This is a genomic window from Nonomuraea sp. NPDC049725, assembly GCF_040674795.1.
In the GTDB taxonomy this organism is placed as follows: Bacteria; Actinomycetota; Actinomycetes; order Streptosporangiales; family Streptosporangiaceae; genus Nonomuraea; species Nonomuraea ceibae.
The window spans coordinates 326,540-351,451 of the sequence record NZ_JBFANJ010000009.1 but is presented as its reverse complement, the minus strand read 5'-3'; the positions used below and the strand labels follow the sequence as shown (position 1 = coordinate 351,451).

Below are 24,912 nucleotides of genomic sequence, written 5' to 3'. Positions count from 1 at the left end.
TCAAGCCGCCGTGCGACACCGGCAAAGACTTCGCCCCTCTGGTCAGCCGCCCTTGCCCGCCAGGTCGAACACCTGCAGCGTCGCCCCCGCGCCGTCGACGCGCCAGAAGCGGGCGCGGCCCTGGCCGCCCTGCCAGACGCGGATCACCTCGGCCCGGCCGTCGCCGTCGTGGTCGCCCACCGACCACGTCCTGATCGAGCCGCGCTCCCAGTCCTTGAGCCGCTTGCCCGCCGGGCCGCGCTCGGGGCCCCGATGGCTGAACGACAGGCCGGGGCGGCGCACGCCCGCCGGGGAGCCGGTGAGGATCTCGGCCCCGCCGACGACCCGCGCGTGCATGCCGATGACCTCGCCGGAGACCAGGTCGTCGGCGCCGTCGCCGGTCAGGTCGCCGGCGTGCAGGCTGCCCCGGACGCCGTCGAGCACCTGCGGCTCGCGGTCCGCGCCGCCGTAGAAGACGCGGGTGATGCCCTCGACCGACGGGTCCTCCGTCTCCATGCCCGGCTCGTTGTTGCGTGCTCCGCTGTCGCCGATCGCCACGTCGCGGCGGCCGTCGCCGTCGAAGTCGCCGAACACCGCCGAGCTGCCCGTGGCCACCTCGCGGAAGTCCTTGCCGGTCAGCAGCCAGGCGTGGGCCTGCTCGCCGTCGTCGGGCCCGTACACGACCAGGTCCGGCCCGTACGGATCGGTGACCATCCTGCCGGGCCACTCGCCCTCGGGGAGCGGACGGCCGCTCCGGCGGGCGGGCTCGCCGGACCTGGTGAACGGGCCGTGCAGGCGGACGAGCCTGCCGCCGGTGCCGTCGGGACGCGACGTGGTCGCCAGCAGGTCGGCGGCGTCGTCGCCGTCGAGGTCGGCCACGCCGGAGTGACTCCCGTACGGCAGGACGGCGGCCGGGCCCCGGCCGCCCCAGAAGATCATCAGGGACCGGTCGGGGATGACGACGTCCGCGCAGCCGTCGCCGTCGAGGTCGGCGAACTGCGGGGGCACCTCGCCGGACATGGCGCCGTCACCGGCGACGTAGGCGGTGGCCGGGTCGAGCCCGCGCGCCGACCCGTGCACCACCACGAGCTGGGCCGGCTCCCGCCAGTCAGCGCCCGTCCGGACGAACGCCAGATCGGCGTAGCCGTCACCGTTCACGTCACCGGGTTCGGCCTTGCCGGAGCACCGGGGCCGCGACGGCGGCGCGGCGGCCGGGGTCACCGAGACCGGCACGGACTCCGGCGCAGACTCCGGCGCGGGCTCCGGCGTGGGCGGGCGTGTCGGCGCGGCGGGGCCCGGCCCTGCGGCGGCGCACCCGGCGAGCATCGACGACACGAGTAAGACTCCGAGCTTTCTCGCCATGGCCGCCCACTATGCCGCATCCGGCCGAGCAACTCCCTGACACGGACTGTAAGTGTACGATTACTCTCTGTGTCCGATGTCGTTACTCCGTGAAGGGGAGAACCATGCGTTCGCACTCCGCTCTGGCCGCCGCCGCCGGCGCCCTCATGCTGGTCCTGGCGGTTCCCGGCTCCGCCTGGGCCGCCACGGGCCAGTTCCGCTACTCGTACCAGACCGCCGACGGGTACGACGCCGTCGGCTTCATCAACAACCCGCCGAGCCGGACGTGCATCGACATCCAGGGCGCCGGCTCCGACGGCACGTCGGCCGCCTACGCGCCCAAGAACCTGACCGACGCGACGGCCACCGTCTTCCTGGAGCGCGGCTGCGCGGGCGACGTCTACTACAGCCTGCGCCCCGGCGCGGGAGCCTCGGACCGCCTCCTGGTGCGCTCCGTCGTCTTCTCCTGACCCCACGGCACGACGGAACCCCGGCCCGGCGATCCGAGCCGGGGTTCCGCTCGACAGACAAGGCCGCCTTCTCGCACACCAAGATATTTCACGTCGTAAAAGATGTTCGACGGAAAGAACAGGCATGGGTACCACCGGCCGGCCGGGCACACGGTGGAGTGGTCATCGGCTCGCCTCGTAGACGATCTCGACGCGCCGGTTGAGCGCCCGGTTCTCGGCGCTGGGCCGGTTGCCGACCATGTTGGGCACCCGCGGCCTGGTCTCGCCGTGGCCGGAGGCCCTCAACGTGACGGACCGCCCGGAGAGCAACCCGGCGAGGACGCCGCGCACGGCTTCGGCGCGACGCTGGGACAGGCGGCGGTTGTAGGCCTTCGAGCCCTGGTCGTCGGTATGCCCGGCGATCTCGATGACGCCGTCGGGCGCGTCGGTCCTGATGCTGTCCGCGATCCTCGCCAGCCGGGTCCTGGCTGCCCCGGTCACCTCCCACTTGTCGAAGGCGAAAAGCACGTCGCTGGTCAGGGTGACGGTGACGGTCCTGTCGTCGCGGGTCTCGCTCTCCGAGGCGTCCAGGGACTCCACGGTGAGCCGGACGTTCTCGACGAGGTGCCTGATGTCCTCAACGGGAAAGACGTCGTCTGCCCGGGTCCCGGCTGAGGCCGGGGTGTACGTGGTGAGCAGCAGCATCGACGCCGTTCCGAGGCTCAGAGCCAGCCGTCGGCGCGCCGCCCGGGCCTCGGTCACCGAAGTGGCCGTGACCGGCTCACGCGATCGGGACATCGCTCATGATTCCGAAGCCCGGGACCTCGACGTGCACCTTGGTGACGTCCGGGGGCGGAGCGGCGAACGTCGCGTAGAAGGGAAGGCTCTCGCCCTCGTCGATGACCACGCTGCCGCTGGTCGTGGAGCACAGACAGGCGAAGTGGCCGGTGCGTCCGGGCCGGTACCGCTTGGCGTTGCCGGCGTCCACCAGGGAGAGTCCGCCCACCGTGTAGTCGGTCGGTCCTTTGCCCAGGTCGTTGCCGATGCGCCAGGAGGGCCCGTCCTCGTTGCTGATCGTGAGGCTGAGCGTGGTCATCTTCCCCTCCCGCTGGAGCTGGGTGATGGTCACGGTCATGTCGCGCCCCTCACGCTCGAACCGCTGAGACGCGATCGGGGCAAGGGCTGACGGAGATACGGCCGGTGTGGTGGTGGTCGTCGTCTCGGGTGACGCCGACGAACTCGGCCGGGCCGCGGAGGTCCCGGTGGAGTTCGCCGCACGAGCGCCGTCCTGGCGCTCTCCACCGCCGCCGGGCCCGCCCACCGCACCGCAGGCCGTCAGGGCTATCACGAGAGCCGGAACCCCTGTCAGAGCTGCGACATGCCTTGTCATCGGGAGACTCCTCATCGCCTTTCACTTCATGCGCGTCCGGGAGATGCCATCGTCGTGGTCCGCCGCGACGCCGGCCATGGGGTTATCCCTAGATGTCGCCGCCCGGATGGCGGCTTTCGCCGACTTTGCGGTGGTAGTTGATGTCATGGGTGCCGATCGGCGTGATCTCTGCGAAGGAGGGTTCATGACATTCAGAACCAGGTACGGCATCGTGGCGCTGGCCGTTCTCGCCAGCGTCGTGTACGTCGCCGGCACCGGCTGGCTGGACGACCCGCACGCCGCGCCGCTCTGGGACCTGGCCGGGGTGGCGGGACCCTTATGGGCGGCATGGGTCTACATCGTCATGGGGCTGATCGTCTGGTCGCAGCGGCACGTGAGCTCGCTGGGGCGGCGGACGGTCGCGATCGGGTTCACCTGGTTCACGGCTGGATTGCGCTCCTTCGACCACCCTGTCCTGGCGGGGATCGGCGACCTGGCGCCCGGGGTGCTGTTCGTGGTCTTCGCCTACGCGGTCTTCGCCTCGTCGCCCGGCTTCCCCTTCACCGCGGCGGGGCTGCTCATCAGCCTCCTCGGCTGGCTGGCCGGCGGAGTGACGGCGATGGAGCTGTTCCTGCCCGTGCCCGGTCTCGGGCTGCTCCTGGCCGCGCTGGTGACCTGGCCGATCGAGGTCATGGTCCGGGTGATCTGCGCGGGCAACACGCGCGTACGCGGGCTGCTCGCGGAGAACGAGCACCTGCACGGCGAGGTGAAGGACGCCAGGGGCAAGGTGGTCGAGGCGATGGACGCCGGGCGCCGCAGCATCGAACGCGACCTGCACGACGGCGCGCAACAGCGCCTGGTGAACGTCGGCATGTCACTCACGCTCGCACGCACACGCCTGGCCGAACCGCCGGAAGCCGGGGCGGCGCTCAACCGGGCGATGATGGAGCTGGAGGCGGCCCTGGAGGAGCTGCGCGAGCTGGCCCGTGGCGTCTACCCGGCGATCCTGGCGGACGCCGGCCTCGGGCCCGCGCTGGAGTCGCTGGCCGAACGCGCGGCCCTGCCCGTCGTTCTGGAGGACCTGCCCGCGCGCCGGCTGCCCTCCCGTGTCGAGGAGACCGCCTACTTCCTCACCTCCGAGGCCATCGCCAACGCCGCCAAACACGCCAGGGCCTCGCAGGTCGTCGTACGGCTTCGGGACGAGGGCAGCCGGCTGGTCCTGATCGTGAGCGACGACGGCGCCGGGAACGCGGACCCGTCGGGCAGCGGCCTGCGCGGGCTCGCCGACCGGGCCGCCGCCATCGGCGGCCACGTGCGCGTGCACAGCCCCGCGAGTGCGGGCACCCGTGTGACAGCGAGCCTGCCCGTCCCTGACCCCGCGACACAGGGTTATCCCTCTGTTCACCACCCCGCACGCGAGCGAGCATGATCACACCGAGCCCGCCGGCGGTCGTGGGCAAGCCATCTCCCCTGGGTCCGACGCGTGCGCGTGACCGCCGTCGCCGTTCCACATCTGGAGGTTTCATGAGGATGAAGAGCGTTCTGACCGCGGCCGCCGCGTTCGCGGCCCTGAGCGTGCTCACGCAGGCCGCGGCTGCCGACGCCACCCCGCCGGACCCCGCTCCGGGCGGGCCGCAGCGGCCGTACGAGCCCGACGTCGAAGCCACGGACAACATCGACTCGCTGTCGGTGACGGCGACTCGCGGGGCCGGCCGGAGCGTGACGATCGCCTTCGACCGGCGCAGCCGCGCCGCGACCGGCGACGTCCCGGCCGGGCCACGGCGGTTCGTCTTCCTGTTCGATCGTTCGGTGAGCTTCAACCCCGAGGCGTTCCCCACGTGCGCTCGCGCCGTGATCGAGCAGCAGGGGGTGCGGGCGTGCCCGGCCGGGTCGCGAATCGGAGGCGGCCGTGGCGAGTTCCCGAGCGGCGAGCCGCAGGAGGTACACGCCTTCAACACGCGGATCGGGCGGTCACCCGGGGTGCTGGTGGTGCTGCCGGCTTCGGGGGTGATCCTGGAGCAGACGCTGGAACGGGTCACGTCCCCGTACCGGAAGGACTACCGATGGGCGCTGGACGAGATCGTGCCGCCCACGGCCGTCCCACCCCAGGACCGCGTGGGCACCACCCGTTTCCAGCTCTCCTTCGGCGCCACCCGCCGGCACCACGGGCGCACCGTCGGCTTCGCCGAGACCACCGCGAGAACGGGCGGGGAACTCCGCTTCGGCCTGTGGACCGAGTTCGTCACGGGGCAGGTCCTCCTGCCCACCGCCAGGACGCCGCTGAAGGCGGGCCAGAACGGCTGATCAGCGCCGTAGATACGCGAGGACCGCGAGGACCCTGCGGTTGTCGTCGTCCGTGAGCGCCAGGTGCAGCCGGTCGAAGATGTTGCGCACGTGCGCCTCGACCGTCTTGACGGTCACGCTCATCGCCTTGGCGATGGCCGCGTTCGTACGCCCCTCGGCCATCAGGCCCAGCACCTGGCGCTCCCGGCCGGTCAGCTCGTCGAGCGGATCTCGCGTCCGCCGGCGCCGCAGCAGCCGGTCGACCACCGACGGATCGAGGACCAGGCCGCCCGCCCCGACGCGCCGGACGCCGCTCTCCAGGTCGTCCAGCCGGTTGACCCGGTGCTTGAGCAGGTAGCCCGCGCCGCCGACTCCGCCGTCCTCTCCGAAGAGCTGACCGGCGTGGTGCGTCTCGACGTACTGCGACAGGACCAGCACGCCCAGCCCGGGATAGGCGTCACGCAGCTCCCGCGCCACGTCGAGACCTTCGGCCGTGTACGTCGGCGGCATGCGGACGTCGACCACGACCACGTCGGGCGGGTCCTGACGGACGAGGCTGATCAGCCACCCCGGGTCACCCGCCTGGCCCGTGACCTGGAACCCGCGTTCGGTGAGGAGCCGGGCGAGCCCTTCGCGGAACAGCAGACAGTCGTCGGCGACCATCACCCGCATCCGTTACCGGCCTTTCGCGCGCTGCTCGATCATGCTCAACCCTACGGCCGGGCCGCGCGCCCCGCGCGGACCGGGCGGGGCGACCAACGGGCGCCCGGGGTGACCAGGCCCGGCTCGTAGGCGTGGACGACCAGTTGGGCGCGGCCCCTTGCGCCCAGCCTGGACATCGTCCTGCTGACGCGGGTCTTCGCGGCGGCGTGGCTGATGGTCAGGTGGGTGGCGATCTCCTCGTTGGACAGGCCGGTCGCCACCAGCGTCAGGACCTCGCGTTCCCTGTCGGTCAGCCGGTCCGGACCGGGCCTGGCACCGGGCGGCCGACGACAGCGCGGTGCCGTCGGCTGTCGGCGGTCGAGCCTCCCGGAGAGGCCGTGGCCGCGCGCGTCTTCCTGGCGGTTCACCAGCGACTTCCACCATCCCGTGCACCTCCACCTGCTGACGCGCAACGGCGGACCGCCCCTGCCGACCGACGCCGGCTGGAAGGACACCGTGGACGTGCGCCCCTACGAGGTCGGCGTCTGACCGGATCGGCTCACGCCACCCGAAGCGTCTCCGGCCGACAGGCTGCGCTACCGGTGGAGGTAGCGCAGGCGGGATGGATCATGCCGCGCTCGCGCTGACAGGCTCGATCCGGTCGGCGGGCTCGGCGGAGCCCGCTCGCGATGGAGATCAGGGGGATCAGATGCGCGACCTCACACGGGACATCGACAGTTTGCCTTTCCTCGACGTGTACTCCGCTGACTACGTCTCGGACCCGCTGGGCATGATCGAGGCGCTCGGGCCGGGCGTCCCCGTCGCCCGGAGCCCGCGCGGGGTGGAGTTCCTCAGCTACGACCTGGCGCGGTCACTGCTGCGTGACGAGCGGTTCACGGTGGGCTTCGCCGAGCTGCTCACCGCCTGCGGGCTGAATCCGGGCGATGTCGCGTACCGCTACAGCGTCGCGAACACGGCGGCGCTCGAGGGTGAGGCCCACCGGCGCCAGCGCCGGCTGCTGGGGCCGCTGCTCGGCCCGGTGGTGATCGAGCGCTCCCGGGGCGTGGCGCGCCTGATCGCCGCCGGGCTGCTCGACAGCCTGCCGGGCGACGAGTTCGACTTCGCCAAGGCCGTCGCGCCCCACGTGCCGGCCGCGTACTTCTGTCATCTCATCGGCGCGCCCGCCGAGGACCACGAGCTGGTCGCGGCCTGCTCGGACATGCTGCTCAAGGCGTTCCGCGCCGATCCCCGCCATCGTGACGAGATCGAACGCGGCGCCCGCACGCTGGTGGACTACGCCCGCGCCCACATCGAACGCCGGCGCGCCGAGCCAGGCGACGACGTGCTCTCCCAGCTCCTCGTGGCGGAGCGGCGGGGCGAGACGACCACGGAGGAGATCCTCGAAATCCTCTTCACGCTGCTGACGGCCAGCACGGACAACACGAGCGCGGCCCTCTCGCACACCGTCATGGCGCTCGCCGCGCATCCGGACCAGTGGCGCCTGCTGCGCGAGGACCCCACACTGATCCCGAGCGCGGTCCAGGAGAGCCTGCGGGCGCGTCCGAACGTCTGGTCGGACCCGAGGCTCGGGAGCGCGGACCAGGAGTTCGCCGGGCTGGCGATCCCCTCGGGCACGTGGCTGTTCGCCTCGGTGATCGCCGCCAACCACGATCCGTCGGTCTTCACCGACCCGAAGCGGTTCCGGATCGGCCGTACGCATCCGAGACCCGTGCTGAACTTCGGCTCCGGGCGGCACGCGTGCCTGGGACGCCTGATCGCGCTCGTCGAGATCGAGGAGACCGTGCGGCTGCTCGTCGAGCGGTTCGCGAAGATCGAGGTCACCGGGCCGGTCGTCCGGGACGGGCAGCCGCACGGCGACTTCGTCCGCGCCCTGCCCGTCCGCCTCACACCCGCCCGCCCCGGCACGCGCTAGAGACGGGCGCCGCGGTCAGCCGAGGTAGGCGGCGCGGACGCGCGGGTCGGCCAGCAGGTCCGTGCCCGGCCCGGACATGGTGGTCCGGCCGAGGTCGATGACGTAGCCGTGGTCGGCCAGCATGAGAGCGGCCAGGGCGTTCTGCTCGACCATGAGGATCGTCGTCCCCTGGTTCCGGAGCAGGGCGATGGTGTCGAGGATGCGCCGGATCATGATGGGCGACAGCCCCATGGTGGGCTCGTCGAACATGAGCAGCGCCGGCCGGGCCATCAGGGCGCGGCCGATGGCCAGCATCTGCTGCTCGCCTCCGGAGAAGAGGCCCGCCCGTTGCGTACGGCGTTCCCCCAGGACGGGGAAGAGGTCGTAGACGCGGGTCATGTCCTTCGCGACGTGGCGGTCCCGGCGCAGGTGGCCGCCCAGGCGCAGGTTCTCCTCGACGGTCATGCCGGCGAACAGGCGACGCCCCTCGGGACAGTGCGCGACGCCGGCGGCGAGGACGGCGTGCGCCGGCAGGTGGTGGATGGGGCGGCCCCGGAGGCGGATCTCGCCGCGGTGCGGGCGGAGCAGGCCCGACACGGCCTTGAGCACGGTGCTCTTGCCCGCGCCGTTGGTGCCGACCAGGCAGACGATCTGCCCCTCCTGGACGGTGAAGCCGACGTCCTTGACCGCCTCGATCGCGCCGTACGCGACCGCGAGTCCGTTCACTTCGAGCATCAGGCCGCTCCTAGGTAGGCGTCGATGACGCGCGGGTCGGCGCGTACGGTCTCCGGCGGCCCGCTGGTCAGCAGGCGGCCGCGCACAAGCACGTGGACGTGGTCGCAGAGGGAGAAGATGAACCTGGTGTCGTGCTCGATCACGACCACGGAGATCCCGCGCCGGCGGATGGCGTCGATCAGGCGGCTGACGGCGGCCGTCTCGGTGGCGTTCATGCCGGCGGTCGGCTCGTCCAGCATGAGCACCGACGGGTCGCCCGCCAGCGCCCTGGCGATCTCCAGGCGCCGCTGGTCCCCGTACGCCAGGCTGCGGGCGGGGGCCTGACCGGCCGGGTCGAGCCCGACGAAGGCCAGTTCGGCGCGGGCGCGTTCGACGGCCTCCCTCTCGCTCCTGCGGAACCCGGGGCCGTGCAGGAGCGCGTTCAGCAGGCTCTGCCTGATCCGGGTGTGCCGGCCGACGAGCACGTTGTCGAGGACGGACATCTCGGAGAACAGGCGGATGTTCTGGAAGGTGCGCGCGATGCCGCCGCGGGCCGCCTCGGCGGCGTCGGCCACGAGCGGCCGCCCGTTCAGCACCACCTGTCCGGACGTGGGTGCGTACAGGCCCGTCAGGCAGTTGAAGAGGGTGGTCTTGCCGGCGCCGTTGGGGCCGATCAGCCCGACCACGCCGCCGTCGGGCACGGTGAGCGAGACGTCGTCCAGCGCGAGGAGGCCTCCGAAGGACATGAACAGGCGCTCTGCGACGAGAGTCATGAGGACACCAACCCCTTGGGCCGGAAACGCATGATGAGGATGAGGGCGAGCCCGAAGAGCATCAGCCGGTAATCGCTGAACTCGCGCAGCTTCTCCGGCAGCACGAACAGCAGCGAGGCGCCCACGAGCGCACCGGGCACCGTGCCCATGCCGCCGAGGATCACCGCTGCCAGCAAGGTGACCGATTCGCTGAAGTCGAAGCTCTCGTAGCCGACCGTGCCGAGCTTGTGCGCGAAGACCGCGCCCGCCAGGCCCGCCAGCGTGGCGCCCACCAGGAAGGCCAGGATCTTGGCCCGGCCGGTGCGCACGCCCATCGCCCTGGCGACGTCCTCGTCCTCTCTGATCGCCAGCCAGGCCCGGCCGGTGCGGCTGTGCTTGAGGTTGGCCAGGACCGCCATCGTGCCGGCGACCAGGAGCACGGTCAGCGCGTAGTAGAGGAAGCCGGCGGGCAGCCCGCCGACCGGCTGGTCGAAGCCCTGCCCGAAGAGGGTGATCGGCGGGATCCCCGGGATGGAGTTGGCGCCGCCGGTCAGCCCGCCGATGTCGTTCTGCGCGGCCCGGAAGAAGATCTCGCCGAACGCGAGCGTCACGATCGCCAGGTAGTCGCCCCGCACGCGGAGGGTGGGCGCGCCCACCACGACGCCGAGCAGGCCCGCCACCACCGCGCCCGCGAGCGCCGCGACCGGGAAGGACACCACGTGGGCCAGGTTCGCGGCGGTGAAGGCGCCGATGCCGAGGAAGGCCACGTAGCCGAGGTCGAGCAGCCCTGCCAGGCCCACGACGATGTTGAGCCCGATCGCGGTGGCCGCGTAGATGCCGATGGTGGAGGCCACCGTCATCCAGTAGCCGGTTCCGGCCTCGGTGAGCGGCAGGAGCATGGCGCAGGCCAGCAGGACGGTGAGGCTGAAGGCCCGGTGCCGTTCGGCCAGGGCCGAGAGCCAGGAGAGCACCCCGTACGCGGACAGGATGCCGAACAGGCCGACGGCGAATCCGAGGAACGACAGGAACTCGGCCCCTCCGTGCGGGTTGGTCGCCCGGCTCTGCCCGCCCGCCGTCAGCATCGCCGACACCGCCCACAGCAGGGCGGCGAAGGCCGCCACCAGGATCGGCCAGGCCAGCGCGCGGGACGGAAGCTTCCACGTGGGGGCCGGTTCCCTCCGGCCCAGCCAGATCAGCAGGGCGCCTCCGGCCAGCGTCACCGGCCCGCCGAACGACAGGACGCCGAGCGCGGCCAGGAACGCGGTGTGGACGAGCGCGATGACGGCCGCGCCCGCGCCCGCGGCCCGGCTCGCGCGGGGCAGCATCGCGGCCAGCCCCAGGAGCAGCAGGTGCAGGCGGAAGCCGGTGACCAGGTACGGGGCGTCGAAGAACTGCAGCGTGGCCAGGCCGGGATAGGCGCCGCCGGGGATGACGGCCGACGCCCACGGCGACAGCGCCCCGAGCAGCACCAGCGCGGCGCCCGGCGCGGAACGCCAGGCGGAGCGCGGCTCACGCGGGGACGGCGCTTCGGTGACCGGGCGGTCCCGGACGAAGGAGGACGTCATGCCCGCACCCTCTCCGGCCGGCCGAGGAAGCCCTGCGGGCGGAACATCAGGACCAGGATCAGCAGTGCGAAGACCCACACGTAGTCGTACTGGGCGCCGCCCCAGGCGTACTGGCCGGCCAGTGACTTCACCAGGCCGATGGAGAGCGCGCCGAGCATGGCGCCGCGGATGCTGCCGATGCCGCCGAGCACGGCCGCGGTGAAGGCGAAGATGCCGTTCTGGAAGCCGATGGCGGTGTCGATCTGCGTGTAGTGGATGCCGTACAGGACGGCGCCCGCCCCCGCGAGCGCCGCGCCGAGGACGAACGTCGCCAGGATCACCCGGTCCGGGTCGATCCCCATGAGCCGGGCGGTCTCGGCGTCCTGGGCCGTGGCGCGCATGGCGCGTCCCAGGCGGGAGCGCTCCACGTACAGGTGCAGCGCGGCGGCCAGCAGGGGGGCGACGGCGAGGGCCAGCACGCCGGTCCACAGGACCGTCACCGGCCCGAGCACCAGGTGCCCGTCGGGGAAGGCGCGCGGGAAGGCCAGCGGCGCGGTGGCGCCGGGGTAGAAGACCCGCACCACCTCCTGCAGCAGGATGGACACCCCGAGCGCGGTGATCAGCGGCGCCAGCTTGTGCGCGCCGCGCAGCGGCCGGTACGCCAGCCTCTCCACCGCGACCGCGACCGCCACGGAGACGGCCACCGCCGTCACGCACATGACCGGCAGCGCCGTGTACCAGGGCGTGTCCGCGGGCAGCAGACGCAGGGAGACGAAGTGGGCGCCGAACGCGCCCACCATGAACACCTCGCCGTGAGCGAAGTTGATCAACTGGACGATGCCGTAGACCATCGTGTAGCCGAGCGCGATCAAGCCGATCAGCGCACCCAGCACCAGACCGTTAACAATCTGCTGCGCCAGAGTGGACACGGCTTACTTCGCCTCGAACTGGTCACTCAGCACGTCCTTCCACGCACCGGACGTGACCTTGTACACGGTGAACATCTTGTTGACGCTGTCGCCGTACTGGTCGAATCCGATCGTGCCGTTGGCGCCCGAGTCGGTCCGGTACTCCTGGACCTGCTTGATCAGCTCGGCGCGCTGTTCGAGCCCGCCGCTCCAGCCGCCGCTCGCGGTCACCTTGCCGGCCGAGGCGACGATGACGTTGGCCGCGTCGAAGGCGAAGGCCCCGAAACCGCCGTACCCGTCGGAGAAGCCCTTCTTCTTGTACGCGTCCACGAACGCCTTGCCGCTGTCCAGCTTGTCGATCGGCGCGCCGACAGAGGTGGCGACGTCGCCGTCCTTGCCGCCGAGCGCGATGAACTGGGGGTCGAACAGGCCGTCGGTGCCCGAGACGGGCACGTTCAGCCCCAGGTCCCTGGCCTGCTTGCTGAGCGGGCCGGCCACGTGATACTCCGAACCGACGAAGATAGCCTCCGGGTTCAGCGTCTTGACCTTGGTCAGCACGCTGGAGAAGTCGCTGTCGTTCTCGTTGACCTTCTCGCGGATGACGATCTGGGCGCCGAGGCGTTCGGCCTCCTTGGCGAACTCCGTCGCGCTGCTCTCTCCCACGGCCTTGCCGTCGGTGATGATCGCCAGCTTCTTCTTCCCCTCCTTCTGCACCATGTAGCGGGCGTTGAAGGGGCCCTGGAGGTCGTCGGTGCCGACGACGCGGAAGTAGTTGCCGTACTGCCGTTTCGGCGCGGTGGCGAAGTCGGCGCCCCTGGACAGCACCGGGTCGGTGTTGCCCGGCGAGATGAGCAGCAGCTTGGCGGCGGCGATCTTCGGCTGGATCGCCCGCGCCACGCCCGAGTTGTACGAGCCGACGACTCCCACGACGTTGGGGTCGTCGGCGAAACGCTGGGCCGCCGCGGCGCCCTTGTCCGGGTTGGCCTCGTCGTCCTGCGCGTCCATCGCGAGCTGGTATCCCTTGACCGCGCACGCCGCGTTGGCCTGGTCGACGGCGAGCTGGACCGAGTTGCGGATGCCGAGCCCGATCGCCGACAGCTTGCCCGACATCGGCGCGATCACGCCCACGACGAGCGTGCCCTTGCTCGTGTCGCACCCCCCGGCGCTCCCGGCCGTCTCGGTCTTGCCCGCCGCGCACGCGCTGGTTCCCGTGGCCGCGACGACGGCCAGCAGCGCGGCCAGCACGCCGGTGGTCTTGCTCTTCAACGCAGACTCCCTCGTTCCCCTGCATCCCGACACCCCGTCGGACCGGAGGGACGCTAGAGTCCTCGGCTGTCCACGCGACAGACCCATTCACTGACCGAAAACTGTCCGGTGAGGGACGGCCCCGGCTCAGCCGAGCGCGGACCAGTCGCGGATGGGCCTCGGCCCTGTCAGCACCGAGTCCTCGTAGGCGACGTCGGTGACGCGGATCTTCATGTACCGGGTGCCCGAGAACACCCAGTAGTCGTTCGCCTCGCCCGGCACCGGCAGCATCTCGTCGATGCCCTGCCTGAACGCCGGGACCTTGTGGAACGTGCCGGGCCAGCCGTCGAGCCGCGCCGGGCCACGGGTGATCTCACCGCCGGGGCCCTCGCCGTCCAGCCTGGCCCGGACGTACCTGTCTCCGGAGAACACCCAGTACTGCTCCGGGTCGTCCGGGGTGCGCACCACCGCGTCGATGCCGTCGTCGGCGAGGTCGCCGAACGCGTCCGCCCAGTCGCTGAGGGGTCGCGGCCCCGCCACCAGCGTGTCGTCGTACGCCTGGCCGGGGCCCGCCAGGCGGATGCGGACGTACTCGCGGCCGGAGAAGACCCAGTACTCGTCGGGGGAGCCCGGGACCCGCAACGTCGCGTCGATCCGGTCCCGGAACGCGGGCAGGTCCTCGAAGGTGTCGTCCCACGTCCGGAGCGGCGTGGCGGCTCGCAGGATCTCGCCTATCGGGTAACCCCGGGTGGAGAGACGGGCCCGGACGTAGCGGTCGCCGGAGAACAGCCAGTAGCCGCTCGGGGCGTTCAGCTCGGGGTCGTCGGGGACGGGCATCACCGCGTGGACGCGCCGCAGGGGCTCGGCGGCCGTGGCGCTGGGGGTGGCGGACGGACTGGCGGGCTGGGTGGCTGGCTGACTGGCCGGCGGGGTGGCGGGGCTCGTCGTCGCCGCCGCGGCGGCGGGGGTGTCGTCCGGGGCGCGGTTCGTGAGCGCGACCGCGGCCACGGCGGCCGTGAGCACGACGGCGGCCGTGATCGCCACCAGGCCGGGCAGCCGGCGGCGCGGCACGGCGCGGGATCGTCGTCGCGGGTGGGTCGGCAGGTCGGGCACGGTCGGCGTCGTCGAGGCGAAGGGCCGCAGCATCGCGCTCGCCTCCGCGATGGACGGTCGGTGGGCCGGGTCCTTGCGGAGCAGGGCTTCGAGCAGCGGGGTCAGCGGCCCGGCGGCGGGCGGGAGGTCCGCCGCCTCCTGGGCGATGGCGTGCAGCACCCCGGCGGGCTCCGGCCGGGCGAACGGGGACCGGCCCGACACCAGCACGCACAGGGTGACGCCGAGCGAGAACAGGTCGCTGGGCGGCCCTCCGGGCTGTCCGCGGAGCCGCTCCGGGGCGATGTACTCGAGCGTCCCCACCACCGCGTCGGTCTCGGTGAGCGAGTCGGTCCCGGTCAGCGCCGCGATGCCGAAGTCGCACAGGACCACCCTGCCGTCGCGGCGCAGCAGGACGTTGGCCGGTTTGACGTCCCGGTGCAGCGCGCCGGCGGCGTGCACGGTCTCCAGCGCGGACAGCAGCTGCAGGCCGATCGTCGCGGCGTCGGCCGGGCTCATCGGGCCGGCGGCGGCGAGGTGGTCCTTCAGCGAGGGGCCGTCCACGTACTCCATCACCAGCCACAACCGCTCGTCGTGGATCAGGAGGTCGTGCACGCCGAGGACGTTCGGGTGCGAGATCCGGGCGATGACCTGGGCTTCCCGGTGGGCCCTGGTGAGCTGGGCGGCGCGGGTCTGGCCGGTCGTCCGGAGGTGCATCTCCTTCACCGCCACCGTACGGCCCAGGAGTTGGTCGGTCGCCCGCCACACGGTGCCCGTGCCGCCGCTGCCGAGCTGGTCCAGCAGTACGTACCGTTCAGAAAGCACGCGTGGTCCCCCGAGGTCGAAGATCGCCGTATGCCCCCATCTTCGGCCATTTCCGGGCGTTAGGCGGCTCGGATTGCCCAGGCGAATGGCTGCTGACTGCCACAATTCATGATGAATTCCTGCTGAGGTAACTAGTCCGGATATAGCCTGCTATACCGTTGCATGCCCGCCTGCTCCACCTCCGCGGAGCGTCCGGTCCTCAGTCGTGGGAGTGTGGATGACGGTCGACGATCGCGGGGATCGTCGGCGTCCGGGCGGACGCTGGGACGTGCAGGCCCGTGGCCGTGCCACGGTCGACGCGCTCGAACACCTCGTCGGCGGCATGGGCACGGGGATCGTCGCCATGATCGCGCTGCTGCTGCTGACCGCCACCGCGCTGCTGTGCCTGGTCGGCGTGGGGCTGCTGCTGGTGCCCGCCGCGCTGCGCGAGCTGCGGGAGGTCGCCGACCGCGAACGCCGGCGGCTCTCGCGCTGGGGCCCGGAGCTCACCAGCCCGGGCACGACCCCCTCCCGGCTGCGCGACGCGGCCGCCGACCGCACGGTCCGCCGCGAGCTGGGCTGGCTGGTGATCCACGCCGGGCTCGGGGGGCTCCTGGGACTGCTCGCCCTCACGCTGCCTCTCCAGGCCCTCAAGGTCGCCGCCCTCTCGCTGTGGTGGTTGCTGCTGTCGCCGGACCAGCCCGCTGTCGAATCCTGGGGATGGTGGACCGTCAAGGACGTGCCCAGCGCTCTCGGCGTCGCCCTGCTGATCCCGGTGTGGATCGCCCTCACCATGATCGCCGCGCCCGGCCTGGCCCGCTTACAGGCCTGGCCCGGGCGTCGGCTGCTGCGCCACGCCCCGGATTCCGCCGCGGATCTGACCTCGCGGGTGGCGGAGCTGACCGCGACGCGCGCCGCGGCCCTTGACGCGCACGCCACCGAGCTGCGGCGGATCGAACGGTCGCTGCACGACGGGACGCAGAACCGGCTCGTCGCCGTCAACGTGCTGCTCGGGGCGGCCCGCCGCGCGCTCGAACGTGATCCGTCCACGGCCGGAGAGCCCCTCGTGCGGGCCCAGGAAGCCGTCAGGCAGTCGCTCGACGAGCTCCGGGGGGTCGTGCGGAGCATCCTGCCGCCCGTCCTGATCGACCAGAGCCTCGCCGACGCGCTGACCGGCCTGGCCGCGACCAGCCCCGTGCCGTGCACCGTGGCCGTGGACCTCCCGGCCAAGGCCGCCGCCTCCGTCGAGGCCACCGTGTACTTCCTGGTGGCCGAGGCGCTCACCAACACCGCCAAGCACGGCCGTGCGCGGCACGTCGCCGTCGAGGCCCGCCGCGTGGGCGACCGGCTCCAGGTCCGGATCACCGACGACGGCCGAGGCGGGGCGGACGAGCGGCACGGTTCCGGGCTGCGCGGCATCCGCGGCCGGGTCGAGGCGCACGACGGGACGTTCACCCTGGACAGCCCGCCCGGCGGGCCCACCGTGCTGGCCGTGACCCTGCCCTTCGGGCCGTGATCCCCGCCGTTCCGGAGCCGGTACGGCCTGCTGTACCCGCAGGAGGCAGTGCGCGGGATCGCCCGCGCGCACCGGCGGCCCGTACCTTCGGTCCGTAGCGGTTGATCGAGGGGGAGCAAGGCGTATGCGCCTGGCGAGCGATTACGAACCGGAGCAACTGGGGCGACAGGTACACCTCGCGCGGGAGCAGGCCTTCGTCGGCCGGGGGGCGGAGCTGGCGGCCTTCCACGCGGCCCTGCACGGCAGCCACAGCGTCCTGTACGTGCACGGTCCCGGCGGCATCGGGAAGTCCGCGCTGCTGCGGCGGTTCGTCCAGGACGCCGCCGCGAACCGTCCGGTGGTGCACATCGACGGCCGTGGGCTCGTGGCGTCGCCCGAGGCGTTCGAGGCCGAGGCCGCGCCGGTGCTGCGCGACCCGCGCGCGGTCCTGCTGGTCGACGCCTTCGAGCAGCTTCAGGAGCTGGAGGAGTGGCTGCGGGAGGAGTTCCTGTCGAGGGTGCGGATGGGGGCGCTGGTCGTGCTGGCCGGCCGGCAAGCCCCGGACGTGCGCTGGCACGCCGATCCCGGGTGGGCCCGGGCCCTGCGGGTCATGCCGCTGCGTGACCTGCCGCCCGCCGAGGCGCGGGCGCTGCTCGACTCCTGCGGGGTGCCCGAGGAGTCGCGCGAGCGGGTGCTGACCTTCGCGGGCGGCCATCCGCTGGCGCTGCTGCTGGCCGCGGCGTCGGGGGGCGCGGAGCCGGAGCACGAGCTCGTGGCCGCGCTGCTGGACCAGCTCGTGGGCGAGGTGCCCTCGGCCGCGCACCGGCAGGCGCTGGAGGTCAGCGCGCACGCGTACGTGACGACCGAGGATCTGCTGCGCGCGGTGCTGCCGCACGACGCCGAGGAGCTGTTCCGGTGGCTGCGCCGGTTGCCGTTCATGGAGTCGAGCGCCTCCGGGCTGTACCCGCACGCCCTGGTGCGCGAGATCCTGGAGGCCGACTTCCGCTGGCGGGACCGGCAGGGGCACGCCGCCATGCACGAACGCGTCCGGGCCCACCTGGCCGGAAAGGTCCGGACGGCGGCCGATCCCGACGTGCCCGGCGCCGTGGCGGCCCTGCTCCACCTCCACCGCGGCGACCAGCCGGCGAGCGTACGCGACGCGCACTCGACGGCCGAGTTCCGCGAGGAGCCTCTGGCACCGGCGGACGTCGAGGCCCTGGTCGAGCTGGTCGCCGAGGCGGAAGGGGAGGAGGCCGCGGGCTGCGCCGCCTTCTGGGCCGGGCGCCGCCCGGAGGCGTTCCGCGTCTACCGCCGGGCCGCCACGGGCGAGCCCGTCGCCTGGTTCGCCTGGCTGCGGCTGCCGGGACCGGACCAGGAGGAACTCGCGGCCGACCCGGTCGTGGCCGCGGCGTGGGCGCACGCGCGGGCCTCGGCGCCCCTGCGCGCGGGCGAGCACCTGGCCGTCGCCAGGATGTGGCTGCCACGGGGACGGCCGGGCGGCAGGGCGGTGAGGGCGATGATGCGCTGGCGGGCCGTCGGGGAGTGTCTGCGGTCGGAGCAGATGGCCTGGTCCTACTGGGCGGTGCCGGAGTGCGAGGCGCACGAACACCTGTGGCGCTGCGGCATCGGCAGGATCGACGTCCGGCCTCGCGTCGGGGACGCGGCCTATGACCTGTTCGCCCACGACTGGCGGGCGGTGCCGCCCCAGGCGTGGCTGGAGCGCTTCGGCCGGACGACGGCCCCGGAGGCGGGCGGCGGGGCGGGGCGGCTGGCGGTGCTGTCACGGGCCGAGTTCGGCGAGGCCGTCCGGCAGGCGTTACGCCACTTCTCGCGGCCCGGCGCGCTGGCCGCCTCGCCGCTGACGCGTACCCGGCTGGTCGCCGAGCGGGCCGGGCGGGCCGGGCGTGATCCGGCGACCGCCCTGCACGACCTGCTCCGGGAGGCGATCGACGCCCTGCGCGACGACCCGCGCTCGGTCAAGCTGCACCGGGCGCTCGCCGTCACGTACGTGAGCGGCCCGCCCACCCAGCAGCTCGCCGCCACCCGGCTGGGCCTGCCCTTCACCACCTACCGCCGCCATCTGACGGCGGGCGTGGAGCGGGTCGGCTCCGACCTCTGGCACGCCGAGCTGTACGGCGTCGCCGGTCCCCGTCACCGGTTGTGAGCCTGACCCTCTCTTATGACAAAAGCCCTGACATGGTGACATGTCGGCTATAACCTGCGTACCTCCGGTGCTGATCAGCGAACGGCCCTTTGCGTGGCCGAGGAGGTACGTTCCCATGACGGTCGCTGAGGGCTGCCGGGCCGCGCGGCTGCCGCGGGCGCGATGGCGGACGCGATGGGCCTGGCGCTGGGACGTGTTCGGCCGGGGCCGTGCCACCCTGGACGCGCTCGAACACCTCGTCGGCGGCATAGGCACGGGAGTCCTGGCGCTGGCCGCGCTCCTCACGGTGATCGTCACCGCCCTGGCCTGCCTGGTCGGCGTCGGGCTGCCGCTGATGCCGGCCGCGCTGCGCGGGTTGCGCGCGGTCGCCAACCGGGAGCGGGCCCGGCTCTCGCGCTGGCACCCGGACGAGATCATCGCCGCGCCCCCGCCGCCGCCCGGGCTGCGCGCCGCCCTCGCCGACCCGCCCGTGCGGCGCGAGCTGGCCTGGGCGGTCGTGCACGCGTCCATCGGCATCCTCGTGGGCGTGCTCGCCCTCACCTTCCCGGTCCACGCGGTCCAGGACGCGACCTTCGCGCTGTGGTGGTGGGTGCTGCCGGCGGGGGACGCCACGGCCGCAACCTACGGGATGTGGGAGGTCAGCGACCTGCCCAGCGCCCTCGCCGTCGCCGTGCTGGCCCCGATCGAGATCGCGCTCACCCTGCTCCTCGCGCCCCGCATGTCCCGGCTGCAGGCGTGGTCCGGCCTGCGTCTCCTGCGGCCCGGCCCCGGCGTCGACCTGAGCCTGCGCGTGGCGCAGCTCACCGCGACCCGCGCCGCCGTCCTCGACGCGCACCTCGCCGAACTGCGCCGGATCGAGCGGTCGCTGCACGACGGGACGCAGAGCCGCCTCGTCGCCGTCGACGCTCTGATCGCGGACGCGCTGCGGGCGCTGGAGAGCGACACAGCCAGCGACACGGCCGGCGACACGGCCATCGCCATGACCTCGATCGAACGGGCACAGACCACCGCCGAGCAGGCGCTCGCCGAGCTCCGGGGCGTCGTGCGGAGCATCCTGCCGCCCGTCCTGACCGACAAGAGCCTCGCCGACGCGCTCACCGGGCTGGCGGCGGCCTGCCCGGTGCCCTGCGTCGTCGACGCCGGCCCGCCGGTCAGGGCCGCCGCCTCCGTCGAGGCCACCGCCTACTTCGTGGTGGCCGAGGCGCTCGCCAACGTCGCCAGGCACAGCCGGGCCCGGTACGCCGTCGTCAGCGTCCGCCACCGGGACGACCGGCTGTGCCTGCGGGTGGTGGACGACGGACGCGGCGGGGCGGACGAGAGCGGCCCCGGGCTCACCGGCATCCGCCGCCGGGTCGAGGCGCACGACGGGTCGTTCCTGCTGAACAGCCCGGACGGCGGGCCCACCATCCTCAACGTGACCCTGCCAGGACCGCTTCAGCGTTCGTCGCGCGAGCTCGACGCGGCTATGGCGGGCCCACCGCGTACGCCCGGATGACGGTCTGGGTGAGGGCGGCTCCGCCGGCCGCCTCGACCCGGACGCGCAGCGACACGTAGCCCGGTGTGCCCGGGTTGCGGACGGCGGCCTGCCAGGACGGACCCGCGCCGGAGGCGCGCACGGGCCGCCAGGTCGCGCCGTCGTCGGTGGAGGTCTCCAGGCGGACGCTCACCGGCCGGACGCCGCCCTCCAGCCGCATCGGCAGCCGGGTCAGCGATCCGGCGGGGGCGCGGTTGACCGCGCCGAGCCCGGCCGGGCCGAAGCGCATCGCCATCACGGGCAGCGGCCGTTCTTCCCCGGTGCGCGCGGAGGGCACCGTCCAGACGGCGTCCACGGCGGTGGACAGCGTCGCGGCCGGCCGGCGCGCGGACGCGCTGATCGTGTACGTGGCGGCTCCGGCCGGCAGCTTCGCCCGCATCTCGCAGGACGCCGGGGAGTCGATCCAGCAGCCGGCCAGGTCGGCGGTGGCGAGCACCTGCCCGTCCCTGGTGACGGTCGCCGTGCCCGTGGCCGCCTCGTCGCTCCCGGCCCGCCCGGCGGCGCCGTCGGCGAACAGGGCCGCCGGGCGGAACACCAGTTGGTCGCCGGTGCGCCGGGCGTGGATCCCGGCGAGCGACGGGCCCGTCACCGCGGCGTTCCACAGCTCTCTGGTGGAGCCTCGGCGTGCGATCCGCTCCTCGCCCGTGATCAGCGCGGTGCCGATCAGGAGCGCGCCGCTCCAGGCGAGGCCGGGTGTCCGGTACTGGGTCAGCGTGCCGGGCAGGTCCACGTCCTTGGGGGGCGCCAGGGGCATGCTGCTTGCGCTGCCGAGGCGCACCGTCGTCAGCGGGGTCGCCGTGCCCGCCGTGCCCGAGGCCCGGTAGGTCGAGGTCACCTTCGCCAGCTCCCGCCGTTCGGCCGCGTAGCCGGGATCGCCCGGGAGCCCGCCGACGTGACGCCGGGCGAGGTCGTAGAGGGAGCCGGTGGCCTCGTTCACCCACTGGTTCCTGATCAGGAACTTCAGGCCGGGCTCGCGGGCCGGGACGACGAACAGCCGGTCCGGGTACCTCGTGAACGCGAGCCAGGCCGTGGCCCATTTCCCGGACTCCAGCTGGAAGTCGAAGCCGTTGTCCTGGACCGCGCCCGGGTCGTCGATCGAGAACAGGAACTGCTTGCCGGCCCGCGCGTCCAGCGTCACCTCCTGGTCGGTCTCGCCCACGGTGACGACGGTGTGGGCGATGGTGGTGCCCTCGCGCTCGGAGGTGTCCGACAGCAGGCTCCACCGCCCCTTGGGCAGCCTGATCCCGGCGCGGCCGTCGGCGAAGGACAGCTCGTGCTGCACGCCGGTCTCCGGGTCGAAGGCGTGGACCAGCGGGTCGACGGGCGTGCCGGACCTGCCCAGGGCCGTGACGGTCACCAGGTGGGTCTCCGGTTCCACGTACGCGCCGACCGGCGTCCGGATCACCTGGTCGCCCGCCCGGGCGGTGACGACGCCCGGGCGGGCGCCGGTCGGCCTGCCGCTCGCGTCGATCGTCAGCGTGACCGTCGCCTGCCCGTGCGCGGGCACCTCGGCGCGGTCCGCGGAGAGGCGGAGCAGCTCGCCCTCGGCGGTCAGGCCGAGCGTGACCGGGGCGTCGCCGGTGTTGGTGTAGGTGATGGTCCTGGTCGCCACCCGCTCGGCCGTGCCGAAGGGGAAGAGCGCGTGCAGGCTGCCCGGTTCGGCCACCACGGGCTGGGCGAGCGCGCGGGCCACGTCGACCAGGCCGGCGCCCTGCCGGTACGGCGTCTCGTCCGCCGCGGGCGCCGCGCTGCCCATGAGGGCCGCCTTCAGCCGGGGGCCGGTCCAGCCGGGGTGGCGCTGGGCGAGGATCGCGGCGGCCCCGGCCACGTGCGGCGCGGCCATCGAGGTGCCGTCCATCGCGACGTGGGCGCCGCCCGCCTGCGCCGCCACGATCCCGACACCCGGCGCCGTGACGTCCGGCTTGATCGCGTGGTCGCCGAGGCGGGGCCCGGCGCTGGAGAAGGGGGCCAGGCGGCCGTCCCGGTCCACGGCGCCGACCGTCAGGGCAGCGTCGGCGCTGCCGGGGCTGCTCACCGGGTTGCGGCCGGAGTTGCCCGCGGCGACCACGAACAGCGCGCCGGTCCGCTCCGACAGCACGTTCACGGCCTGTTCCACGGGGTCCAGCTCGGGTGTGTCGGAACCGCCCAGGCTCATGTTGACGACCTTGGCCCCGACCTCGACGGCGGCCCACTCCATGGCGGCCAGCAGGGCCGATTCGGTGAACGTGCGGCTGCCCAGCTTGGCCACGGCGATCTCCGCGTCCGGGGCCACGCCCCGGTACTTCTCCCCCGCCCCCGCGATGGTCGACGTCACATGGGTGCCGTGGCCAATGTTGTCGCGGATGTCAGGTTCGTCGCTGAAGTTGCGTGACTGCTTGACCGCGTTCTTCAGGTCGGGGTGATCGGGGTCGTACCCGGAGTCGAGCACGGCGACCTTGACGCCCTTGCCGGTGAAGCCCTGGCTCCACGCGGTGGGCGCGCCGATCTGCTCGGCGCTGCGGTCGAGGGTGAAGGCACGGCGGCCGTCCAGCCACAGCTTGGCCGTCCCGGCGGCCAGTGACGGACCGCCCCCGCCCGCGAGGTCCCGCCAGGTCCGGGCGGCGCTCGCCTTGGGCAGTCGCGTCGTGGTCAGGCCGGCGGCGGCGAGGCGCCGGGCCGGCCCGGCGTCCCGCAGCCGGTCGGCGGTCTCGCTCGCCGACTGGACGATGAGCGGGATGTCCTTCCTGGTGGCATCGCCGTAGCCCCACTGGAGTAACTGGGTGACGTCGAACAGCCGCCGGTCGAGCACGCCCTTGGCGATCAGCGGGCGGGCGTCGGACGGGATCACGTGCAGGTGGCCCCCACGCACCTGCCCGGAGAAGCTGACCTCGCGGTCGTCCGCGGGCGTCACCCGGTATCCCCGGCCTGTCACCGTGACGCGGTCGCCGGTGATGAGCGTGACCTCGTCCGCGGCGGGAGCCGGGGGCTCGGCGCTCGCCCGCGCGGGCGGCGACGGCGTCACGACCGTGGCCGCCACCAGCAGCAGCGTAACCGCAGGCGCCCTCACGAGCCGCTTCCGTCGCCGTCGGAGCAGCCGTGCTTGCGGTCGATCGTCCGCTTGAGCTCCTCGTCCATCGGCTCCTCGCTGACGACGAGGAACGCCTTGCCGTACTCGGACAGCCCGCCGCCGGTCACGTACAGGGAGTCGGGCGCCGTCGTCGTGACCTCCGCGTCCTCGCCGTCCGAGCCGGGCTTCGTGATCGCGAACTCGGTGATCGTCACGCCGAGCGAGGCCAGGGTCCTGCGCACCTCGCCCACGCGGAGGTTGACGAACGGCTTGCAGTGCAGGAGCTCGCCCCGGCTGCCCAGCGAGGTGACGACCTGGTACTCCTCCCCGGGACGGCCTTCGCGGCCCAGCTTGAGCTCGGCGACGCCGGTGAAGTCCTTGGCGATGGTGAGCCCGATCGGGCAGCTCAGCGTGGGGGCGCATCCCTCCGGGCGGTCGATCGTCCTGATCTTGTCCGCGTGCGGGAACGGGCCCTTGCTCCACCCCGGGGTGTCGAGGTGGATCTCGCCCACGTAGGAAGGGGGGACGGGCACGACCTTGAGCGAGACGTTCAGGCCCGCCTCCTTGAGCTGGGCGGTGTAGACCTCGGGCCGGGCATACAGGTCCTTGACCTCGATCAGATAGTGGTCGCCGGCGTCCTTGATGTTCAGCGCGGAGGCGGGGGCGGCGCCCAGCACGGCCGTGAGCGACCAGCCTGCGGCGACCGCCGCCGCGAGCGGCAGCGCCAGGATCGGCCGCCGCCACAGCGGGCGCCGGGTGCGCGGCGCGGGCTCGGCGGTGTCCATGATCCGGGTCAGCATCTCCACGGCCGCCGGGGTGAGCCCGGGACCGGGGTCGGGGGCCAGGCTCTTGACGACCTCGTCGGGGGTCATGCGCTCTCCTTGGCAAGGCGTACGGCGCGCGTGCCGTACGCGCTCAGGTCGATGTCGTGGGCGGCCAGCTCGGCGGCCAGGCGCTTGCGCGCGCGGTGCAGGCGCTGGCGGACGGCCACGCGCGAGCAGCCCAGCACCTTGGCGATCTCACCGGTGTCCAGCCCTTCCCAGCCCACCAGCGACAGCAGCTCCCTGTCGTCCTCCGACAGGCGGGCGAACGCCGCCCCGGCGCCCGCCGGGACCCGGTCGGCCGCGGCGGCGCCGGCGGCGAGCTCTTCGCGAAGGCGCAGCGTCAGGGCCGTGTGGCGCAGGGCGCCGCGCCGATGGTTGGCCAGGACGCGCCGCGCGGTGCCGTACAGCCACAGCCTGGCCTCGTCACCGGCAGGCACGTCCGCCAGCCGCCGCCAGGCCGTGGTGAACGTCTCGGCGATCACGTCGGCGCAGTCGTCCGGGTGGTCGGTGCGACGGCGGACGTAACCGGAGACGGCCGCGTAGTGCTCCGTGTAGAGCTCTTCGAAGCGCTGCCGGGGCGCCACGGCTTCCTTCTGGTTCAGGAATGTCACATGAGAGTGAATGTCCGGCAATGTACCGGTGTGACAGGGCGGGCTTCGGACAGCAAGAAGCCCCAGCTCAGCGAACTGAACTGGGGCTCTGTCGGGGTGCGCCGCCAGGGACTCGAACCCCGGACCCGCTGATTAAGAGTCAGCTGCTCTGACCAACTGAGCTAGCGGCGCTTGCGACAGGTGTAACTGTACCAGCCGCCGCAGGCT

20 protein-coding genes, 1 tRNA gene and 1 pseudogene are annotated in these 24,912 nt (G+C 73.1%); 7 read left to right on the top strand and 15 right to left on the bottom strand.

The window, feature by feature from the left end; all coding sequences use genetic code 11:
• Positions 1–42: 42 nt before the first annotated feature.
• Positions 43–1,341 (bottom strand): VCBS repeat-containing protein, encoded by a 1,299-nt coding sequence (locus tag AB0J53_RS25015; protein ID WP_364176304.1) that lies wholly within the window; start codon positions 1,339–1,341, stop codon positions 43–45.
• A gap of 104 nt (positions 1,342–1,445) precedes the next feature.
• On the opposite strand from AB0J53_RS25015, the gene AB0J53_RS25010 reads away from it, so the two are divergent.
• Positions 1,446–1,790 carry a hypothetical protein gene (locus AB0J53_RS25010; protein ID WP_219510563.1) on the top strand — a complete coding sequence of 115 codons (345 nt, stop codon included), beginning with the start codon at positions 1,446–1,448 and terminating at the stop codon, positions 1,788–1,790.
• A gap of 162 nt (positions 1,791–1,952) precedes the next feature.
• On the opposite strand, the gene AB0J53_RS25005 is transcribed toward AB0J53_RS25010, so the two are convergent.
• Both AB0J53_RS25005 and AB0J53_RS25000 read right to left on the bottom strand, forming a co-directional pair.
• On the bottom strand, positions 1,953–2,567 hold the full coding sequence (locus AB0J53_RS25005) for an OmpA family protein (RefSeq protein WP_364176300.1): 615 nt from the start codon (positions 2,565–2,567) through the stop codon (positions 1,953–1,955).
• The gene (locus AB0J53_RS25000; protein WP_364176297.1) at positions 2,551–2,904 is read right to left on the bottom strand and encodes a hypothetical protein; all 354 of its coding nucleotides are present in this window, start codon (positions 2,902–2,904) and stop codon (positions 2,551–2,553) included. Before AB0J53_RS25000 ends, AB0J53_RS25005 begins: the two co-directional genes overlap by 17 nt.
• Positions 2,905–3,343: 439 nt before the next feature.
• On the opposite strand from AB0J53_RS25000, the gene AB0J53_RS24995 reads away from it, so the two are divergent.
• Both AB0J53_RS24995 and AB0J53_RS24990 read left to right on the top strand, forming a co-directional pair.
• Complete coding sequence (locus AB0J53_RS24995) at positions 3,344–4,567, top strand: histidine kinase (protein ID WP_364176294.1); 1,224 nt, start codon at positions 3,344–3,346, stop codon at positions 4,565–4,567.
• A gap of 101 nt (positions 4,568–4,668) precedes the next feature.
• Complete coding sequence (locus AB0J53_RS24990) at positions 4,669–5,442, top strand: hypothetical protein (RefSeq protein ID WP_364176291.1); 774 nt, start codon at positions 4,669–4,671, stop codon at positions 5,440–5,442.
• On the opposite strand, the gene AB0J53_RS24985 is transcribed toward AB0J53_RS24990, so the two are convergent.
• Positions 5,443–6,093 carry a response regulator transcription factor gene (locus tag AB0J53_RS24985; RefSeq protein ID WP_364176288.1) on the bottom strand — a complete coding sequence of 217 codons (651 nt, stop codon included), beginning with the start codon at positions 6,091–6,093 and terminating at the stop codon, positions 5,443–5,445. It lies immediately after the preceding gene.
• Between the two features lie 41 nt (positions 6,094–6,134).
• Positions 6,135–6,392 (bottom strand): annotated as a pseudogene (locus tag AB0J53_RS24980) (helix-turn-helix transcriptional regulator); the annotation flags it as partial.
• Positions 6,393–6,772: 380 nt separating this feature from the next.
• On the opposite strand from AB0J53_RS24980, the gene AB0J53_RS24975 reads away from it, so the two are divergent.
• Positions 6,773–7,996, top strand: a complete 1,224-nt coding sequence (locus tag AB0J53_RS24975; protein WP_364176285.1) for a cytochrome P450 — start codon at positions 6,773–6,775, stop codon at positions 7,994–7,996.
• Positions 7,997–8,011: 15 nt separating this feature from the next.
• Here the strand turns inward: AB0J53_RS24975 and AB0J53_RS24970 are convergent, their stop codons facing one another.
• From AB0J53_RS24970 to AB0J53_RS24945, 6 genes are all read right to left on the bottom strand, one after another.
• Complete coding sequence (locus tag AB0J53_RS24970; RefSeq protein ID WP_364176282.1) at positions 8,012–8,710, bottom strand: ABC transporter ATP-binding protein; 699 nt, start codon at positions 8,708–8,710, stop codon at positions 8,012–8,014.
• Positions 8,710–9,462, bottom strand: a complete 753-nt coding sequence (locus tag AB0J53_RS24965) for an ABC transporter ATP-binding protein (protein WP_364176280.1) — start codon at positions 9,460–9,462, stop codon at positions 8,710–8,712. The genes AB0J53_RS24970 and AB0J53_RS24965 overlap by 1 nt, the downstream gene beginning before the upstream one ends.
• Positions 9,459–11,006, bottom strand: a complete 1,548-nt coding sequence (locus tag AB0J53_RS24960) for a branched-chain amino acid ABC transporter permease (protein ID WP_364176278.1) — start codon at positions 11,004–11,006, stop codon at positions 9,459–9,461. The genes AB0J53_RS24965 and AB0J53_RS24960 overlap by 4 nt, the downstream gene beginning before the upstream one ends.
• A complete protein-coding gene (locus tag AB0J53_RS24955) occupies positions 11,003–11,914 on the bottom strand; it encodes a branched-chain amino acid ABC transporter permease (RefSeq protein ID WP_364176275.1) in 912 nt (303 codons plus the stop codon). Before AB0J53_RS24955 ends, AB0J53_RS24960 begins: the two co-directional genes overlap by 4 nt.
• A gap of 3 nt (positions 11,915–11,917) precedes the next feature.
• Positions 11,918–13,159, bottom strand: a complete 1,242-nt coding sequence (locus AB0J53_RS24950) for a branched-chain amino acid ABC transporter substrate-binding protein (protein ID WP_364176272.1) — start codon at positions 13,157–13,159, stop codon at positions 11,918–11,920.
• 126 nt (positions 13,160–13,285) lie between these two features.
• Positions 13,286–15,052: a serine/threonine-protein kinase gene (locus AB0J53_RS24945; RefSeq protein WP_364176269.1), complete on the bottom strand. Its 1,767-nt coding sequence runs from the start codon at positions 15,050–15,052 to the stop codon at positions 13,286–13,288.
• A gap of 217 nt (positions 15,053–15,269) precedes the next feature.
• On the opposite strand from AB0J53_RS24945, the gene AB0J53_RS24940 reads away from it, so the two are divergent.
• The 3 genes from AB0J53_RS24940 to AB0J53_RS24930 all read left to right on the top strand — a co-directional run bounded on the left by AB0J53_RS24940 (position 15,270) and on the right by AB0J53_RS24930 (position 20,185).
• Positions 15,270–16,547, top strand: coding sequence for a sensor domain-containing protein (locus AB0J53_RS24940; RefSeq protein WP_364176266.1), 1,278 nt, complete (start codon positions 15,270–15,272; stop codon positions 16,545–16,547).
• A 124-nt stretch (positions 16,548–16,671) separates the two neighbouring features.
• Positions 16,672–18,690 (top strand): ATP-binding protein, encoded by a 2,019-nt coding sequence (locus AB0J53_RS24935; protein ID WP_364176264.1) that lies wholly within the window; start codon positions 16,672–16,674, stop codon positions 18,688–18,690.
• A gap of 115 nt (positions 18,691–18,805) precedes the next feature.
• Positions 18,806–20,185 carry a sensor domain-containing protein gene (locus AB0J53_RS24930; RefSeq protein WP_364176261.1) on the top strand — a complete coding sequence of 460 codons (1,380 nt, stop codon included), beginning with the start codon at positions 18,806–18,808 and terminating at the stop codon, positions 20,183–20,185.
• Here AB0J53_RS24930 and AB0J53_RS24925 read toward each other — a convergent pair.
• The 4 genes from AB0J53_RS24925 to AB0J53_RS24910 all read right to left on the bottom strand — a co-directional run bounded on the left by AB0J53_RS24925 (position 20,154) and on the right by AB0J53_RS24910 (position 24,876).
• Positions 20,154–23,270: a S8 family serine peptidase gene (locus AB0J53_RS24925; RefSeq protein ID WP_364176258.1), complete on the bottom strand. Its 3,117-nt coding sequence runs from the start codon at positions 23,268–23,270 to the stop codon at positions 20,154–20,156. The genes AB0J53_RS24930 and AB0J53_RS24925 overlap by 32 nt on opposite strands.
• Positions 23,267–24,142: a hypothetical protein gene (locus tag AB0J53_RS24920; protein ID WP_364176255.1), complete on the bottom strand. Its 876-nt coding sequence runs from the start codon at positions 24,140–24,142 to the stop codon at positions 23,267–23,269. The genes AB0J53_RS24925 and AB0J53_RS24920 overlap by 4 nt, the downstream gene beginning before the upstream one ends.
• The gene (locus AB0J53_RS24915) at positions 24,139–24,705 is read right to left on the bottom strand and encodes an RNA polymerase sigma factor (protein WP_364176252.1); all 567 of its coding nucleotides are present in this window, start codon (positions 24,703–24,705) and stop codon (positions 24,139–24,141) included. The genes AB0J53_RS24920 and AB0J53_RS24915 overlap by 4 nt, the downstream gene beginning before the upstream one ends.
• Positions 24,706–24,802: 97 nt before the next feature.
• Positions 24,803–24,876 (bottom strand) — tRNA-Lys (locus tag AB0J53_RS24910).
• Between the last annotated feature and the right edge of the window lie 36 nt (positions 24,877–24,912).

Excerpts from the sequence above, each read along its gene's own strand:
- AB0J53_RS25015 (WP_364176304.1), bottom strand. The coding sequence starts at position 1,341 with ATGGCGAGAAAGCTCGGAGTCTTACTCGTGTCGTCGATGCTCGCCGGG.
- AB0J53_RS25010 (WP_219510563.1), top strand. The coding sequence starts at position 1,446 with ATGCGTTCGCACTCCGCTCTGGCCGCCGCCGCCGGCGCCCTCATGCTG.
- AB0J53_RS25005 (WP_364176300.1), bottom strand. The coding sequence starts at position 2,567 with ATGTCCCGATCGCGTGAGCCGGTCACGGCCACTTCGGTGACCGAGGCC.
- AB0J53_RS25000 (WP_364176297.1), bottom strand. The coding sequence starts at position 2,904 with ATGACCGTGACCATCACCCAGCTCCAGCGGGAGGGGAAGATGACCACG.
- AB0J53_RS24995 (WP_364176294.1), top strand. The coding sequence starts at position 3,344 with ATGACATTCAGAACCAGGTACGGCATCGTGGCGCTGGCCGTTCTCGCC.
- AB0J53_RS24990 (WP_364176291.1), top strand. The coding sequence starts at position 4,669 with ATGAAGAGCGTTCTGACCGCGGCCGCCGCGTTCGCGGCCCTGAGCGTG.
- AB0J53_RS24985 (WP_364176288.1), bottom strand. The coding sequence starts at position 6,093 with ATGCGGGTGATGGTCGCCGACGACTGTCTGCTGTTCCGCGAAGGGCTC.
- AB0J53_RS24975 (WP_364176285.1), top strand. The coding sequence starts at position 6,773 with ATGCGCGACCTCACACGGGACATCGACAGTTTGCCTTTCCTCGACGTG.
- AB0J53_RS24970 (WP_364176282.1), bottom strand. The coding sequence starts at position 8,710 with ATGCTCGAAGTGAACGGACTCGCGGTCGCGTACGGCGCGATCGAGGCG.
- AB0J53_RS24965 (WP_364176280.1), bottom strand. The coding sequence starts at position 9,462 with ATGACTCTCGTCGCAGAGCGCCTGTTCATGTCCTTCGGAGGCCTCCTC.
- AB0J53_RS24960 (WP_364176278.1), bottom strand. The coding sequence starts at position 11,006 with ATGACGTCCTCCTTCGTCCGGGACCGCCCGGTCACCGAAGCGCCGTCC.
- AB0J53_RS24940 (WP_364176266.1), top strand. The coding sequence starts at position 15,270 with ATGACGGTCGACGATCGCGGGGATCGTCGGCGTCCGGGCGGACGCTGG.
- AB0J53_RS24935 (WP_364176264.1), top strand. The coding sequence starts at position 16,672 with ATGCGCCTGGCGAGCGATTACGAACCGGAGCAACTGGGGCGACAGGTA.
- AB0J53_RS24930 (WP_364176261.1), top strand. The coding sequence starts at position 18,806 with ATGACGGTCGCTGAGGGCTGCCGGGCCGCGCGGCTGCCGCGGGCGCGA.
- AB0J53_RS24920 (WP_364176255.1), bottom strand. The coding sequence starts at position 24,142 with ATGACCCCCGACGAGGTCGTCAAGAGCCTGGCCCCCGACCCCGGTCCC.